The following is a 16,270-nucleotide window of genomic DNA, read 5'->3' on the forward strand; positions in this document are numbered from 1 at the left end:
ATAGCATGCGGATTTTGCATACAGGTGATTGGCATTTGGGCCGCACGCTGGAAGGACGCAGCCGTTTGAAGGAGCAGGAGGCGTTTTTGGAAGAGTTGGCGAAAATGGCTGACGATCAGCAGGCCGATTTGATTATGATGGCTGGAGACGTATACGACTCAGTCAATCCTTCGGCCGCAGCCGAGCAATTGTTTTATGAAACGTCTGCCCGTCTTACGGCTGGAGGAAGACCACTCGTCGTCATTGCGGGCAATCATGATCAGCCGGAAAGGGTATCCTCGGTCACACCGCTGGTGAGCGGGCGTGGAATTACGTTGCTGGGACTGCCCCATGGGGAAGCGGTACGCGTTCGTACACCGCGAACGGGTGAAATGGCATGCATTGCAGCCTTGCCATATCCGTCCGAGTCTCGTCTGAACGAGCTATTGTCTGAAGACGGAGATGAAACAGTCTTGCGCGAGGCATACAGTCGCCGTGTGGGCTTGCTGATGTCACAACTGGGTACAGCATTTCGGCCTGACACCGTTAATTTGTCGATGAGCCATATTTATGTGCTTGGCGGGCTGGAGTCGGACTCGGAACGCCCGATTCAGGTCGGGGGGGCGTATACCGTAGATCCGTCTGCTTTGAGCATTGGGGCACAGTATACGGCTCTAGGACATTTGCATCGTCCCCAATATGTGAAGGGAGACGGGCTGATGCGTTACAGTGGCTCGCCGCTGGCTTATAGCTTTTCCGAAGCCGGACAAGCCAAATCGGTTACGTTAATTGACGTGGTTGCTGGCAAGCCTGCTCAGGTCGAGGAACTGTATATCACCAGTGGACGCCCATTAGTGAGGTGGCGCGCACGGGGAGGTCTGGAGGAAGTATATCGCTGGCTGGACGAAGGATTGGATGCCGATGCCTTTATTGATCTGGAAATTACGCTGGATGAAGCGATGTCGATGGGAGATATTCAGCGGCTGCGCAAAAGCCGTGAAGGCATCATTCATATTCGCCCCATGTATCCAGAAATGGCTGCCGCACAGCTGGAGCACCAACGATCAGAACTGCCAGTGCATGAGTTGTTCCGGGCATTCTATCAGCGGCAGACAGGTGGAGCACAGCCAGATGACGGATTAGTACAGTTGTTTCTGGAACTGGTGGAACAGGATGATGCAAGAGACCACGCTGAGGAGGATGACGCATGAAACCAATCCTTCTAAAACTGGCGGGGTTGCAAAGCTACCGGGAGTCGCAGGAAATTCGCTTTGACGATTTGACCGAAACTGGGCTGTTCGGAATTTTTGGCCCAACAGGTAGTGGAAAATCAACGCTGCTGGATGCCATTACGTTGGCTATGTACGGCAAAGTGGAGCGGGCAGTGAATGGTACACAAGGCATTATGAATCATGCTGAGGATACATTGTCTGTTGCATTTACGTTTGAATTAATGTCAGCTCAAGGACCTCGTCGTTACCGTGTAGAACGACGTTTCAAACGTGCTGGAGGCGTATCGGTTAATAATACGCTTAGCCGTTTTATTGCGTTAACAGAGGATGGCGAGGAAGTGCTTGCCGATAAGGTGCAGGATGTGACGCGCTGTGTGGAGGAGTATATCGGCCTGAAAATGGACGATTTTACACGAGCTGTCGTATTGCCACAGGGAAAGTTTGCGGAATTCTTGTCCTTAAAGGGCAGTGAACGCAGACAGATGCTACAGCGTTTGTTCCATCTGGAGAAGTACGGAGATCAACTTGCACAGAAGCTGAGCCGTCGTGTGAAAGATAACGATATCGCACTGAAATCGTTAGAGGCAGAGCAGCAAGGGCTGGGAGATGCGAGTGCTGAAGCGCTTGAACATGTAGAGTTGCGTCTCAAAGAGGCGATTGCCAATGCAGAAGCTTCGCGTCGTGAGCTAGAGCGTGTCTCACGTGAATGGGAGGCGCTAAACAAAACCCGTGAGCTGGTCGTCGAGCTCAGCCAAAGATCGAACGAGCTGGAGCAGTTGGCAGCACAGGAGCTGGGCATTGCTTTGCTAGAGCGCAAGCTTCGACAAGCATCTGCAGCCGAGGCATTGCTGCCTGCGCTGACGGACTGGAAGGAAGCCATTGCTGAAGCGGAAAAACGGCAAAAGACTGCCGAAGAAATGGAAGTCTTGGCCACTACCGCGCAGGAGGCTGCGCTTGTGTCTGCGCAAGCAGATGAGCAGGCCCGGCAAGCACTCAGTGCCGAAGAACCGAAGCTATTGCTTCGGATCGACCAACTAGAGCAGGCACTTCAACTGGAGCGTGATACGGAAGCATTGCGTATTGAACGGGAACGTCTGGCGGCCGAGCTTGTGCAAAGCGAACAAACCCTTGCTGAACATGCAGAAGGACTCGCAAAGGAACAAGAGCTACAGACGCGAGGCTTGAAGCGACAGCAGGAGCTTCAACAAGAGCTAAAGCAAAATGAAGTGCGGGCAGATGAGCGGCGTATGCTGCAAGAGGCTGTGCAACGGTTGCAACAGCTGGAAATCGCGAATGAGCAATTGCGTGAAGCTGAACTGGAGTACACCGCTCAGGAGAAACGGCTTGCGCAAGCTGACGAACGTCTAAAGCTGACGGACCAGGAGACACAGGAGACAGAGGCACGGCGTTCTGCCCTTGCTGCACAGGCAGCTGATGGTATTGAGGCATTGCTTACGTTGGAGGCAGAGATCACCGCCGGTATGTCGTCACTGGCCTCCGAGGAAGAACAACTGCGCCACGAGCTCCGTGCGGAGGAGCTGGGGCGTCTCGCACAGCATCTCGCTGCCGAGTTGCGCGAAGGCGAGCCGTGCGCAGTGTGCGGCTCGCTGCATCATCCCGCGCCTGCCGTCGTTGCGGCGCATAGCGCGGATGCCGCTGCGCCAGATGAGCTGCACCGCCTGCGGCTTGGTTTGCAGGAGCTGCGCCTCACACTGCGCCAGCAGTTGCACGAGCAGCGCAGCTTGCTGGCGCAGCCCGCCACCGCAGACAGCGGCGCGGCCGCCACGGGCGAGCCTTTCACGCCTGCGGCAGCGCCAGCAGAGCCGCGCGGTATTGCCGCTTGGGTGGAGCGCTGCACGGCGCTGGAGCGTGCTGCGGCAGAGCTAGCCGCACGTGCGCATGCACTGCCTGCCGAGGCACAGGCGCTACGCGAGGCAGACGCCGCCGGACAGCAGCGGCGCATCCGTGCTGCTGCCGAGCAGGAGGCAGCAGCTGCAGCGCTGACGCAGGCACGCAGCAAGCGCGAGGCATGCACCACGCGCAGCGAGGGGCTGCGCGCCGAATGGGCGGCGCAGCTGCCGGATGTCGCTCCGAGCGAAGCCGCGGAGCGTTACCGTGTCATGCAGGAGCGCGACGGGCGTGCGGAAGAACTGCGGTCCCGGCTGGAGACGAGTGTGACCTTCCTCGAAGGAAAGGCGGCGCGTGTTCAACAGATACAGCAGAGTATCGTCGAGGAGGACAAAATCATTATTGCCCGTCGTACAGGGCTCCAAAGCAAAGATGATTCGCTTCGTGAAAAGCTAGCACAGCTCCGAAAATGGGTTGGAGATGGCCAAGCGGCTTCATTGTTGGAAGAAGCGACCTCGCGACTGTTGGGACTGAAAAACGGAGCCGAAGCCGCGGCACGCCGCCGTACCGAAGCGGAAGAACGCAAGCAGCAAGCCGTTCATGCTTCACTGATTGCCCGGCAGGCCTCCGACTCGGCAGAAGAAAGACGTCAGATGGCAGAGTCCCGTTGGGGCAGCCGTCTGGAAGCCTCCTCTTTTGCTACGGAAGCAGAGGTTATGGAATGTTGCTTGGGACCGGAAGAAGTCGCACGTTATGAACGTGAAGTGAGTTTGCATCGAGAACGAGAAAAAGAGCTGTCTTCCCGCTTAAAGCATGTCGAAGAGCAGCTGAATGGAGCAACGGTAACAAAGGAACAGTGGGAAACGACCACTGCGCAGCTGCGCGATTGCCGTACACGCGACGAAGAGGCGCTTCAGAATCGCGCCAAGGCTGAGCGTGATTTAGAGGACTTGCAGCATCGACACGTCCGCTGGATGAAGCTGGAGTCCAATCGTATACATTTGCGTAGCGAAGCGGAAAAAATGTCCAAGCTCCAGTCTGTTTTTCGTGGCAATGCCTTTGTTGAATATATTGCCGAGGAGCAGCTCATGCAGGTTAGCCAGTCGGCTTCACGCCGCCTGCGTTTTCTGACCAAGCAACGTTACGCGCTAGAGGTAGATTCCAGCGGTGGTTTTGTCATTAGTGACGATGCCAACGGTGGGGTCAAACGTCCAGTGTCGACCTTGTCCGGTGGTGAAACGTTCCTGACCTCCTTGTCGCTTGCGCTTGCGCTGTCGGCTCAAATTCAATTGCGGGGCCAATACCCTCTGCAATTTTTCTTTCTGGATGAAGGCTTTGGAACGTTAGACCCTGAGCTGCTTGACACAGTGATCACTTCACTGGAAAAGCTGCACCACGATCAATTGTCTGTTGGTGTGATTAGTCATGTGCCTGAACTACGGGCCCGTCTTCCGCGCAAGCTAGTTGTTCTTCCAGCAGAGCAGGCTGGAGGCGGCTCACGTGTGGTTATGGAAACTTTTTGAAGTAATGTGATACAGGTCACAGATACAGTTTCAAACTATTGTTATAATACAGCCAAGCCGACAAGTTAATCATACAGCACCCCGGCGGACGTATGCTGCGGAAGAAATCTTCCCGTCATACGTCCGTTCAGAGGGGCTCTGCCAAGAGCTCCCGGGGTGCTTCTTTTTTTTGCAAGCCGGAATTCGCCCAATTTGATGTAGCAAATAGCCCGTTTTTGAATAACATACGGTATACATGCAAGAGCCTAGGAGGAAACAACCATGGAAAAAAGCATGACGACCGAAAAAGTTACAGCACCGGAACAGACGGATGCTAAAACACTATGTCAAAAGCATATGCATCGTTATGTATGCGTATGGGTGAAGGACGGGACAATGTATGATGGCATTGTAGAGCATGTGGATGATGAAAAGATATACTTAGCCGTTCCTATGGGTGGAGACGAGATGGAGAAAGTCAATGTTAATCTCCCATATCCACCTAACAATTGTGGCTGCGGCTCCCGTGCTTATGGTGGCTATGCGTCTTATCCTCCGTACCCGTATCCGTACCCGTATCCAGTACCCGCTTATGCATATGGGTTCCCATACGGACGCCGTCGCTTTAATCGTTTGATTCTGCCACTTGCAGCGTTGACAGCGATTAGCTTGCTGCCTTATTACTAATCCTAATTCCTTAGTCGCCAGATATAGTGAATTCTCTGCTCTCTCCCGCCTACAGTTCTTGTACAGTACAAGTGACTTTAAGGCGCATCCATACATCATCACCATGCAAGGCTGTTTCTTCCATTATGAAGAAACAGCCTCTTTTTCACGTAAACCATCCCAAATATGATCCAATAATTGAAACTGTATCAGTACAGTTCAATGAAATGAGGTATCCTGTTTATCCATAAACCATGGTAACATCTAGCGTGTAAAGAAACATAAGACGGAATAAGCATGTAATGAAATGAGCATGTAATGAGTATGTAAAGAGCAGGTGGGAGGATATTGTGAAAAAATACGTTTCAATTTTATTGGATATAGAACTTAAAATTCGCGAGGGACAATATAAATCAGGTTACAAGCTGCCGTCGGTCCGTGAGGCTTCTGAATTATACAGGTGCAGCAAAAGCACGATTTTGCGGGCATACGCTGAACTTGAAAAGAAACACGCCATCTATTCCATACCGCAAAGTGGATACTATGTAGTGGAAAATTCGGGCGATTTACACCATAGCCATATGCAAGACTTCGTTGATTTTGCTTCGGCCTCCCCCGATTTGAATGTATTCCCTTATCTGGATTTCCAACATTGTTTGAATCAGGCTATTGACACCTACAAATATCATCTGTTCACCTATGGTGATTCGCAAGGACTGGAAACACTGCGTCATACATTGGTTTCCCATTTAGCCGATACTCAGGTGTTTGCAAAAATGGATCGGATTATCGTTACTTCGGGTGTTCAGCAGGCATTGGAGATACTCGCTAAAATGCCGTTTCCCAATGGCAAAGAAAAGGTTTTGGTCGAGCAGCCAAGTTACGATATATATTTGCGTTTTCTGGAGGAAGAGAACATACCCGTCAGTACCATCGTCCGGACAGCGGAAGGTATGGATTTTCACGAATTGGAGAACCAATTTAAGAACGAGAGCATCAAGTTTTTTTATACCATGTCAAGATATCATAATCCATTAGGAGTCTCTTACAACACAGAGGAGCGAAAAGCGATAGCTGCCTTAGCCGCCAAATATGATGTGTACATTGTAGAAGATGACTATATGGCAGATTTGGGGACCGATCATCTTTTTGATCCCATTTATGCATACGACCAGACGAACCATGTTATTTATTTGAAAAGCTTCTCGAAAATCATTTTCCCCGGCTTACGATTAGGAGTTGCGGTATTGCCAGAATCCCTATTGAAGACGTTTAATACCTATAAAAGATATGTCGACACATCTATTTTGTCTCAGGCGGCGCTTGATATTTATATTAAAAATGGAATGTATGAACGCCACAAGCACACGATATGTAAACTGTATTCGGAGCGCGTTCGTGCTCTTAACAAGGCTGTGGAACGATACAATCAGGGCGGATACGTTCAGACTTCAGCTGTAACCTCAGGAGTTTATATGCAGTTTAAACTGCCTCGGACGGTGAATTTGGAACGTTTGGTACAGTGTCTTTCCGCGAGGAACATCCAGGTTGTAGCTGGGAAAGGCTTTTATTTGTCAGGCTATAGGGAACAAGAGAAGTTTTTGCGCATAAGTATTTCGCGCTCGCAGTTGGATCAAATTGATGCAGGGGTGAAAGCTATTATAGAGGAAGTTAGTAAGGGAAACTGGTATTAAGACCCTTTTTCCGTTATGATACATATAGAAACATAAGTATAACCAAACATGGCTGTATATGTTTCTATTCAGTGCGGGAAATACATAACTTTGAATGCCGAGAGCAAGGGCAGTTTTTGCCTATTTACTTATGATCGGCTCACTGCCAAAGGAGGGTTTTGAATGGACGATCTGTTTTTGAAAATTGTGGATGGAACCATCCCCAGCAAAAAGGTGTTGGAAACCGACAATGTGCTCGCATTTCATGACATCCAGCCTGCGGCGCCAGTACACGTGCTCATTATTCCCAAAAAATATATTCCTTCGATGAACGCTGTGACGGAGGAGGATCTTCCTCTTATCGCGGAGATTCATCGTGTTGCGGTTGAGGTTGCGAAAAAGTTAGGAATCGCTGAGTCTGGCTATCGGTTGATTAACAACTGTGGCCCAGATAGTGGACAAGCGGTGGGGCATCTGCATTATCACTTACTGGGCGGCGCCAAATTGGGTGCCTTGACAGGTATTTCGGACTCACATTCTTAAAAAATGACAGAGCTTGTCTTTTCAGTAATACGGAAGTGAATGGAGAAAAATGGCCCTTTATGTATTCATTTTTTCTTATAGGTTGACACCTGGTTTCCGTTTCACCTATAATAAAATTTGATGAACCGTGTTATTGCTCTTGGACGGTCTGGTCGGAGGGAGGGAAAACTGGTGTCTGAAACTAAAGTTCGCAAAAACGAGACAATTGATGCTGCACTTCGTCGCTTTAAACGTTCCATTGCTAAGGATGGCGTATTGGCTGAGGTGAAGAAACGCAAGCATTATGAAAAGCCAAGCGTAAAGCGCAAGAAAAAGTCCGAGGCTGCTCGTAAGAGAAAGTTCTAGGAGGATCTAAGCAATCATGAATTTGAGCGAACGATTGAACGAAGATATGAAGCAAGCAATGAAGAGTAAGGACAAGTTCAAACTCTCCACCATTCGAATGGTTCGTTCTACGATTAAAAATCTTGAAATAGATTTGAAACGGGATTTGGACGACAACGAAGTGCTTGATATTCTGAGTCGTGAGATCAAACAGCGAAAAGATGCCCTCCATGAATTTGAAAAAGCCGGTCGTGATGAACTTGCGACAAGCACTAAAGCAGAAATAGAGATCATCGCTCAGTACCTTCCCGAACAACTTTCTGAGGAAGAAATTAAAGTTATTGTACAGCAGACCATCCAGGAAACCGGTGCTTCTTCGAAAGCCGAGATGGGGAAAGTAATGACGGCCTTGATGCCTAAGGTAAAAGGCCGCGCTGACGGTAAGCTCGTGAACCAAGCGGTTCAGCAATTTCTGCAATAAACCTGCGACAAACAGGAAAACACAACACCCTCTGTTTACAGAGGGTGTTATTTCTATATATGCAATGCCCACCATAGAATGTAATGATGAGAAGATTCTTATATGTAAGCGTTAGCGCTAATTGTGTGAAACGTGATGTCTGTTGGGTGCGTAAAGTATCTGACAGCCGTCAGGATTAGCAATATACCCAATAATTTCACATTAAATCCTGAAAACTGTATAGTTTGTCTAACAAAGTTTGGTATGCTGTAACATAGAAAGATCGAAAGGGGGGAGAGAAATGCATAGAGAACATCACCACTCCAGTCGCAAATTGATCTTTTTAACGTTGTGGATTATGGTATCCGTTTTGCTGTTACCCTTAGTTCATTCCGAATCAGCGGCGGCCCAAACTAAAGGTGGAGCAGTGTTTGTTATACCAGTTGATCAGGAAATTGAGCAAGGTCTGGGCAAATTTATGGAACGTGGATTTGCAGAAGCAGCAGATTTCAAAGCAGGTCTGATTTTACTGGATATTAACACTCCCGGTGGACGGGTAGATACAGCGGAGAAGCTGGGCAAACTGATTAAAGACAGTCCAATTCCGACCGTAGCCTATATAAGGGGCGAAGCGGCCTCAGCGGGTAGCTATATTGCGTTGAGCGCAAACAAGATTGTTATGAAACCGGGGAGTATTATCGGAGCAGCAGCGTTAGTAGACGGCAGGGGGCAGGCTATCACAGATCCAAAAACGATAGCTTGGTGGAAGAGTAGCATGGCATCTGCCGCAGAAGCTGGAGGACGTAATCCGGATATTGCCAGAGGTATGGTTGACTCTAAAACGACCATATCTATTCCAGAGATGAACTTTAATAAGGAAAATGGTCAGATCATTTCTTTAACCAGTGAGGAAGCGCTGAAGTTGGGTTATGCAGATCACATCGCGTCTTCCGAACAAGAAGTTATCCAGTGGATGGGTTACAGCACGGATGATGTAATTCATGTGGAGCAAACATGGGCTGAAAAAGCAGCCGAGATATTGACCAACCCAATTGTGCAGACGTTGCTTTTATTTATCGGTATCGCGGGTGTCGTTATTGAGCTGCTCGTACCCGGTTTTGGTGTACCGGGAATTTTGGGCATACTCGGGTTTGGGTTGTATTTTTTCGGCAATTATATCGCTGGTTTTGCAGGTTCGGAGACGTGGTTGTTGTTTATTATCGGTCTGGCTCTGCTTATCCTTGAAATGTTCATCCCAAGCTTTGGTATTTTGGGCATTTTGGGTTCAGTCAGCCTTGTCGTCGGAGTTGTTCGCGCAGCATACAACATGCAGCACGCGTTTATATCTTTGGGCATTGCCTTTGCAGCTGCGGTTGCCGTGGTGGCGATCATCGCGGTTGTATTCAAGGACCGAGGGATATGGAACCGTTTTATACTTAAAGAAAGTTTAACAGCTGAACAAGGTTTTTCTTCAGTTGTGAACCGGGAAATGCTATTAGGTCAAAGGGGTGTCAGTCTGACACCACTTCGTCCAGCCGGAACGGTGCTGATCGCTGATGAGCGAGTCGATGTTGTAACGAACGGCGAGTTTATTGCTACAGATATGCCGATTATAGTATCCAAAGTAGAAGGTGGGCGTATTGTGGTCAAGGCAGACACTAGCGTCTAAACAAGTAAACAACAAAGAATTAGATTAATGGAGGATGATGCGAGTGTTCGAATCAGGTATTGTCAGCGTTTTGCTGATTGCCGTTGTAGTGATTATTGTATTGAGCGTATTTTTCAGTTTCTTCCCGGTGATGCTGTGGATTTCAGCATTGGCTTCGGGTGTGCGCATTGGTATCATTACGCTGGTAGCTATGCGGTTACGGCGCGTCACGCCAAGCCGAATTGTCAATCCGCTCATTAAGGCAACCAAGGCGGGTCTGGGCTTGAACATCAACCAGCTGGAAAGCCATTTTCTCGCAGGAGGGAATGTAGACCGAGTGATCAATGCGTTGATTGCTGCGCAGCGAGCTAACATTCCGCTTGAGTTTGAACGTGCGGCAGCGATTGACCTTGCGGGACGGGATGTTCTGCAAGCGGTCCAAATGAGCGTTAATCCGCGTGTTATTGAGACACCTATTGTGGCTGCGGTAGCCAAGGATGGTATCGAAGTAAAGGTTAAAGCTCGTGTTACGGTGCGTGCCAACATTGATCGACTTGTTGGGGGTGCCGGAGAAGAAACGATTATTGCACGGGTCGGTGAAGGTATTGTTACAACCGTAGGTTCCAGTAACTCGCATAAGGACGTATTGGAGAATCCAGATTCAATTTCAAGAACTGTATTGTCCAAAGGTTTGGATGCCGGGACAGCATTTGAAATCTTGTCCATTGATATTGCGGACGTTGATGTAGGTAAAAACATCGGTGCTTTTCTACAAACAGAGCAGGCGGAAGCGGACAAACGTATTGCGCAGGCAAAAGCGGAAGAGCGGCGTGCGATGGCTGTAGCGCAGGAGCAGGAAATGAAGGCACGTGTTGTAGAAATGAGAGCACGCGTGGTGGAATCCGAGTCCGAAGTGCCGCTGGCAATGGCTGAAGCGCTGCGTGGCGGGAAGCTTGGCGTCATGGACTATATGAATTTGAAAAATATTGAGGCAGATACGCAAATGCGTAGCTCCTTAGGCAAACCGAATGAGAACTCGGGGAATGACAACAAGAACCGGGATTAATAACGGGACATAGCCGATGAATGACGGCAGCTAGGTGGTGAGTAATGAACTTTATCAGCTGGATCTTTGAACATTTGTATATCCTGATCGTGATTGGCTTTGCTTTGGTGTCCTTCTTGGGGAAAAGCATCCAAGGTACAGGGCGGAAATCACCGCCGCGAAAAGGTATGCCTACCTTTGGGGGGGATCAGGGTTCTCGCGGGCTCTCGACGTCATCCAGACCCTTCACAACGGAACATGGGCAAGAGCAGCGCCAGCAGGATGTTGCTGGTGAGTTGCAACGTCAATTTCCTAATGAACGACGGGCGGTTATGGAAGCTCGTCGTATAGAAGAAGTGGGCGATCGGTCGGAAACGGAAGAACGGATGAACCGGGATTCATTAGATAACGGTTCGACTCTAGAGGATCGGATCCGTGCTATGGAAGAAGAACGTAGATTGGTTTTAGCCCGTCTCGATCGTATATCCAACGCGAGGGAGTCAGGTGAAATTACAGATGCGCCAGAGATAGCTTCGCAAGACCGTAATGCGGTGGGTACGGCTGATCTGCGCAGAGGTGTGATTTGGGCAGAGATATTAGGTCCTCCGCGTTCTAAGCGCTACATGGGTGGAGGAAGACGTTAAAATGATAGTGGATCCGTCACGGCTTTGGCTGTGGCGGATCTTTTTTTGTGATGCTTTAGGAATACATAAGCATGCTCAGAATAAAAAGTGAATTAACGAAAAATGCTCTAATTACCTGACAACGAATGTGATAATCTCTTGTGTGCCCTAGGTTTCTAACATTTGCTGTCATCTAAAATGGTGGCATTTTGTCTAATTTAGGGCCTCATTTATGAAAATATATTCGTGAGAAATGATCAAATGTAACAATATGAATGAAGCTTTCCGAAAGCAGTTTTCATTTTTTCTTTTTTATATATAATGTTTTCAATGATAGATACTTATGAAATTTACTCCATATTTAGCTAAAATTTGATTTAAATTGAGGTGATAAACAAGGTTATAAAAATGAAAAATTAATTTTTAGGAGGATGGAATGGATGGGGAATAGCTTGTTCAGAAAGAAGAGCATTGATCAGTTGATTGCTGCTACGCGGGGGGAAAAAGCACTCAAAAGGGAACTGGGTATGTTTGATTTAACGATGCTTGGAATTGGAGCCATTATTGGAACGGGGATTTTTGTGTTGACAGGTACGGGAGCAGTTACAGCTGGTCCAGGCTTGGTTCTTTCTTTTGTGATTGCGGGACTCGCCTGTTTGTTCGCAGCATTGGCTTATGCGGAGTTTGCATCTACTGTTCCAGTATCCGGTTCTGTTTACACTTTTACATATGCAACGATGGGGGAACTATTGGCCTTTATTATTGGATGGGATTTGATTTTGGAATACATGCTGGCAGCCAGCGCCGTTTCCGCAGGTTGGTCGGGTTACTTTGTATCATTTTTGAATGGAATTGGCCTTCATATTCCGCTTGAATTCACTGCTGCACCTGGGGCTTTAAAAGACCAAATGACTTATTTTAATCTCCCAGCTTTTTTAATTTTGATGGGTATCACGTTCTTGCTTTATTTTGGGATAAAAGAATCAAAACGGATAAACAACATCATGGTAATCGTAAAAATTGTTGTTATTTTATTGTTTATCATCGTTGCTTTTAAATATGTGAAGCCAGATAACTGGACACCGTTTATACCGTTTGGGTTCAGTGGGGTGTTTGGAGCCGCAGCTCTTGTGTTTTTTGCTTTTATTGGTTTTGATGCTGTTTCTTCAGCGGCTGAAGAAACCAAAAATCCCGCTCGTGATTTACCGCGAGGCATTATTTTCTCACTTGTTGTTTGTACATTTTTGTATGTCGTTGTTAGCGCGATTATGGCTGGTATAGTACCGTTTATGCAATTTGAAGGTATCTCTCACCCTGTGTCATTGGTATTGCAGGTTGCAGGTCAGAACTGGGTTGCAGGTATTATAGATATAGGAGCTATCTTAGGAATGACAACGGTCATGCTGGTTATGCTCTATGGTCAAACTCGCATTATGTTTGCTATGTCACGTGACGGCTTAGTCCCCAAAGTATTATCCAAGGTTCATTCCAAATATAAAACGCCCTACATTAACACGTTGTTTTTCGGTACTTTATCTGCATTAATGGGTGGGCTGATCCCGCTAGATGAGTTAGCTAGTTTGGTGAACATTGGAACCCTGTCAGCATTTATTCTGATTTCGATCGCCGTCATCGTTATGAGAAAAACAAAACCTGATTTGCCAAGGGCCTTCCGATGTCCTGGAGTTCCGTATATTCCAATCCTGGCTATCGTTTCATGTGGGGTGCTCATTCTTAATTTGAATGGTCAGACATTTATTCGCTTTATGATTTGGCTTGTCATTGGTATGGCTGTTTACTTCTCATACTCTAGAAAAAACTCTCTTTTGAATCGAGATACCGAGAAATAACCGTGTCATATAATGAAAATCAAAAAAGCTAACCTTATTTTCGATATGAAAACGAGGTTGGCTTTTTTGGTGTGAATTTTGAAAGAACCCATCTTTTGCCTCTGCAATATAGTAGCAGCTACGAATTGTAAGTTTAGCCTCATAAATGCGGGGACTGGATCATAAAATGTACAGAACAGATATCTGTGGCGCTGCTGTAATGGTGTTCACTGATAATAAGAATATACGATGAAAAGCCAGCAGCGTAGCTGCCATGAAACATCTATGGGTCCGAATGGCAATAACAGAAGATGAAAAAATAGCAGCGTGCTGTCATCAAAACAACTATGAGCCATTGGATAACAGATGTTTTGATGACGGGAAAGGAGATTTCGCCGTATGAGCAGGATGAGCCGCAAACTGCGAAAGTGGGCCAGCGAGACGCTGGAGCTTCCGCAGGACATTCTATTTGACTTGCCGCGGTTAACCCTCATCGGCAGCCGCCAGCTTTATGTGGAGAATCACCGGGGCGTGGTGGATTTCACGCCGGATCAGCTCGTACTTGCACTTGCGCAAGGCAGGCTGAGGGTGTCCGGCCATGATCTAGTCATTACGTCTATTCTGCCAGAGCAGGTAAGTGTGGAGGGACATATAACGGATATCCAAATGGAAGGAACGGAGGAAGGCTCGTGAAACATCCTGCTTTAGCAAAGCTGCATGGCACGGTTACCCTTGCTGTCAAGGGCGAAAGTGTGGAAGATTTCATTAATTTACTCACCGATCAACATATACCTGTTTGGAACGTGCGGCCGATGAGTACTAGACATGCAGAAATGAACCTTCTGCTGCCGCACGTCTTCCTCCTACGCCCGCTTTTGAGAAGGACAGGCTGTAAAATGCATGTTCTGAAGCGGCAAGGGCTTCCCTTTACTGTTATACGACTTGCCAAACGTAAATTTTTTCTGGCTGGATTGGCTTTGTTCTGGGTAGGTCTCCTGCTGATGTCTTCGCTTATCTGGGACATTGAAGTGAAGGGGAATGATAAGCTCTCGACGGAATCCGTTCTCAAAGCCGCCCGACAGGAGGGGCTGTATCCGTTTCAATGGAGCTTTCGGCTTTCCAGTCAAGACAAGCTTTCCCGTGCGCTCATGCAGAAGCTTCCAGAGGCATCCTGGATCGGTGTGGAAAAACAGGGTGCTTTGGTGACGATTCAGGTTGTTGAAGCTTCACAGCCTACCCCTGCGCCGCTCTACAGCCCACGTCATATCATCAGTAAGGCAGACGCGGTAGTCACTGAAATTTTTGCCGAGCAGGGTCGTCCTGTCGTGCATAAAAATACGCGTGTCAAAAAAGGAGCCATTCTCATCTCGGGAACGCTTGGAGATGAGGAGAATCAGCAGCAGGTCGTAGCCAAAGGAGAGGTTAAGGGTCTTGTATGGCATGAATACGAAATTAGCAGTCCCACGGTGCAACGCAGCAGCACGTATACAGGTACAAGTCACGACCGCTTGTATCTGGTGTTAGGCAACCGTGCGATACAATTGTGGGGATATGGGAAAATACCTTATTCTACACATAAAACAACAGTTGAACATGATCCGCTAACCTGGCGTTCCTACAAACTTCCAATGGGTTGGATGACCGAAAGTGTGAGGGAGACAAAGATACAAGAGCAGAAGCTTACGGAAGCAGAAGCGAAAATGTCAGGAATAGAAGGCGCGCGAGCTGATATTTTAGCTAAATACGGCAAAGGAACGAAAATAATGAGCCAAAAAATTTTGCATGAGAAGAGAGAGAATGGTAAAGTTTATATGAAAGTGCTTTTTGAAGTGGAGCAGGATATTGCGGAAGAACTTCCGTTAGTTCATAACCAAGGAGAATGAGGCTATTTGGCAGAACAACAACGCAGCATACAAATTGCATTGAACAATGCGGGAGAAGGACAGGCGTTATTTGGCCCGCAGGATTCCTTTTTAAAATTAATCGAAGCCGCTATTCCAGCAAAAATAGCATCTCGTGAGGCAGAAGTTAATGTTTTTGGTAATGCACACGAGGTGGAAGTGCTCGAACAATTGTTCGATGTATTACTCCAGTTAATTCGCAATGGGTATATACTGACCGAAAGGGATGTCCATTATGCGATTGAATTGGCCAAAGATTTGCGCGCTGATCAGCTGCTCGATTTGTTCAAGGGTGAAATTACGACGACGTTTCGGGGTAAACCGATTCGCGTCAAAACGATTGGACAAAAGCACTATGTAACCACGATTAAGAAACGCGATATTGTATTTGGAATTGGCCCGGCGGGTACTGGTAAAACCTATCTGGCTGTAGTGCTGGCCGTAGCTGCTCTGAAGGAAGGTTCAGTTAAGCGCATTGTACTGACTCGTCCTGCGGTGGAAGCAGGTGAAAATTTAGGTTTTTTACCAGGGGATTTACAGGAAAAGGTTGATCCGTATTTACGTCCATTGTATGATGCACTATACGACGTGATGGGCCCAGAGCAGACTGCAAAGGCACTGGAGCGCGGGTTAATAGAAATTGCTCCTTTGGCTTATATGCGGGGACGTACGCTGGATGATTCATTTATTATTTTGGACGAAGCGCAAAACACCACACCCGAGCAAATGAAAATGTTTTTGACTCGACTTGGCTTCGGCTCCAAAATGGTCATTACCGGCGATGTCACGCAAATTGATTTGCCTCGTGGCAAAAAATCCGGTCTGATTGAAGCGAATGCGATTTTACAAGGGATTGAGGAAATAGGCTTTGTCCAGTTTGCAGAAGAGGATGTTGTCCGTCATTCCCTCGTTCAAAAAATCATTGTTGCTTATGACCGTGTTGCCGAGAATCAAGGATAGCCATTCAAGTACAAGTATGGTGTGTACGATCAGAAAA

General features: G+C 47.8%; 14 protein-coding genes. All 14 read left to right on the forward strand.

Translation table 11 applies throughout. The features are described from left to right. Positions 1 to 5 precede the first annotated feature (5 nt). Positions 6 to 1,190, forward strand: a complete 1,185-nt coding sequence (locus WA407_RS14640) for an exonuclease SbcCD subunit D (RefSeq protein ID WP_165178415.1) — start codon at positions 6 to 8, stop codon at positions 1,188 to 1,190. Beyond that, complete coding sequence (locus WA407_RS14645) at positions 1,187 to 4,582, forward strand: SMC family ATPase (RefSeq protein ID WP_336077650.1); 3,396 nt, start codon at positions 1,187 to 1,189, stop codon at positions 4,580 to 4,582. Before WA407_RS14640 ends, WA407_RS14645 begins: the two co-directional genes overlap by 4 nt. 261 nt (positions 4,583 to 4,843) lie before the next feature. Further along, positions 4,844 to 5,248 carry a hypothetical protein gene (locus tag WA407_RS14650; protein ID WP_254330583.1) on the forward strand — a complete coding sequence of 135 codons (405 nt, stop codon included), beginning with the start codon at positions 4,844 to 4,846 and terminating at the stop codon, positions 5,246 to 5,248. A 329-nt stretch (positions 5,249 to 5,577) separates the two neighbouring features. Then, entirely contained in the window at positions 5,578 to 6,921 is a 1,344-nt protein-coding gene (locus WA407_RS14655) for an aminotransferase-like domain-containing protein (protein ID WP_336077651.1), read from the forward strand. Between the two features lie 162 nt (positions 6,922 to 7,083). Continuing rightward, positions 7,084 to 7,443, forward strand: coding sequence for a histidine triad nucleotide-binding protein (locus WA407_RS14660; RefSeq protein ID WP_025722131.1), 360 nt, complete (start codon positions 7,084 to 7,086; stop codon positions 7,441 to 7,443). A 171-nt stretch (positions 7,444 to 7,614) separates the two neighbouring features. Further along, on the forward strand, positions 7,615 to 7,788 hold the full coding sequence (gene rpsU, locus WA407_RS14665) for a 30S ribosomal protein S21 (RefSeq protein WP_005547957.1): 174 nt from the start codon (positions 7,615 to 7,617) through the stop codon (positions 7,786 to 7,788). 16 nt (positions 7,789 to 7,804) lie between these two features. Continuing rightward, positions 7,805 to 8,248 (forward strand): GatB/YqeY domain-containing protein, encoded by a 444-nt coding sequence (locus WA407_RS14670; protein ID WP_013311146.1) that lies wholly within the window; start codon positions 7,805 to 7,807, stop codon positions 8,246 to 8,248. 280 nt (positions 8,249 to 8,528) lie between these two features. After that, complete coding sequence (locus tag WA407_RS14675) at positions 8,529 to 9,896, forward strand: NfeD family protein (RefSeq protein WP_336077652.1); 1,368 nt, start codon at positions 8,529 to 8,531, stop codon at positions 9,894 to 9,896. 43 nt (positions 9,897 to 9,939) lie between these two features. Then, positions 9,940 to 10,941 (forward strand): flotillin-like protein FloA, encoded by a 1,002-nt coding sequence (gene floA, locus WA407_RS14680; protein WP_039272282.1) that lies wholly within the window; start codon positions 9,940 to 9,942, stop codon positions 10,939 to 10,941. 44 nt (positions 10,942 to 10,985) lie between these two features. After that, complete coding sequence (locus WA407_RS14685; protein ID WP_235309343.1) at positions 10,986 to 11,564, forward strand: hypothetical protein; 579 nt, start codon at positions 10,986 to 10,988, stop codon at positions 11,562 to 11,564. 419 nt (positions 11,565 to 11,983) lie between these two features. Beyond that, positions 11,984 to 13,393 (forward strand): amino acid permease, encoded by a 1,410-nt coding sequence (locus WA407_RS14690; RefSeq protein WP_336077653.1) that lies wholly within the window; start codon positions 11,984 to 11,986, stop codon positions 13,391 to 13,393. A gap of 378 nt (positions 13,394 to 13,771) precedes the next feature. After that, a complete protein-coding gene (yqfC, locus tag WA407_RS14695; protein WP_029517796.1) occupies positions 13,772 to 14,065 on the forward strand; it encodes a sporulation protein YqfC in 294 nt (97 codons plus the stop codon). Then, entirely contained in the window at positions 14,062 to 15,255 is a 1,194-nt protein-coding gene (gene yqfD / locus WA407_RS14700; protein WP_336077654.1) for a sporulation protein YqfD, read from the forward strand. The genes yqfC and yqfD overlap by 4 nt, the downstream gene beginning before the upstream one ends. Positions 15,256 to 15,261: 6 nt before the next feature. Beyond that, a complete protein-coding gene (locus WA407_RS14705; RefSeq protein WP_029517794.1) occupies positions 15,262 to 16,233 on the forward strand; it encodes a PhoH family protein in 972 nt (323 codons plus the stop codon). Positions 16,234 to 16,270 lie beyond the last annotated feature (37 nt).

This window comes from Paenibacillus sp. 203 (genome assembly GCF_037027525.1).
Lineage (GTDB): Bacteria > Bacillota > Bacilli > Paenibacillales > Paenibacillaceae > Paenibacillus > Paenibacillus polymyxa_B.

Excerpts from the sequence above, each read along its gene's own strand:
- WA407_RS14645 (WP_336077650.1), top strand. The coding sequence starts at position 1,187 with ATGAAACCAATCCTTCTAAAACTGGCGGGGTTGCAAAGCTACCGGGAG.
- WA407_RS14640 (WP_165178415.1), top strand. The coding sequence starts at position 6 with ATGCGGATTTTGCATACAGGTGATTGGCATTTGGGCCGCACGCTGGAA.
- WA407_RS14670 (WP_013311146.1), top strand. The coding sequence starts at position 7,805 with ATGAATTTGAGCGAACGATTGAACGAAGATATGAAGCAAGCAATGAAG.
- yqfC (WP_029517796.1), top strand. The coding sequence starts at position 13,772 with ATGAGCAGGATGAGCCGCAAACTGCGAAAGTGGGCCAGCGAGACGCTG.
- WA407_RS14650 (WP_254330583.1), top strand. The coding sequence starts at position 4,844 with ATGGAAAAAAGCATGACGACCGAAAAAGTTACAGCACCGGAACAGACG.
- WA407_RS14690 (WP_336077653.1), top strand. The coding sequence starts at position 11,984 with ATGGGGAATAGCTTGTTCAGAAAGAAGAGCATTGATCAGTTGATTGCT.
- WA407_RS14675 (WP_336077652.1), top strand. The coding sequence starts at position 8,529 with ATGCATAGAGAACATCACCACTCCAGTCGCAAATTGATCTTTTTAACG.
- WA407_RS14660 (WP_025722131.1), top strand. The coding sequence starts at position 7,084 with ATGGACGATCTGTTTTTGAAAATTGTGGATGGAACCATCCCCAGCAAA.
- WA407_RS14685 (WP_235309343.1), top strand. The coding sequence starts at position 10,986 with ATGAACTTTATCAGCTGGATCTTTGAACATTTGTATATCCTGATCGTG.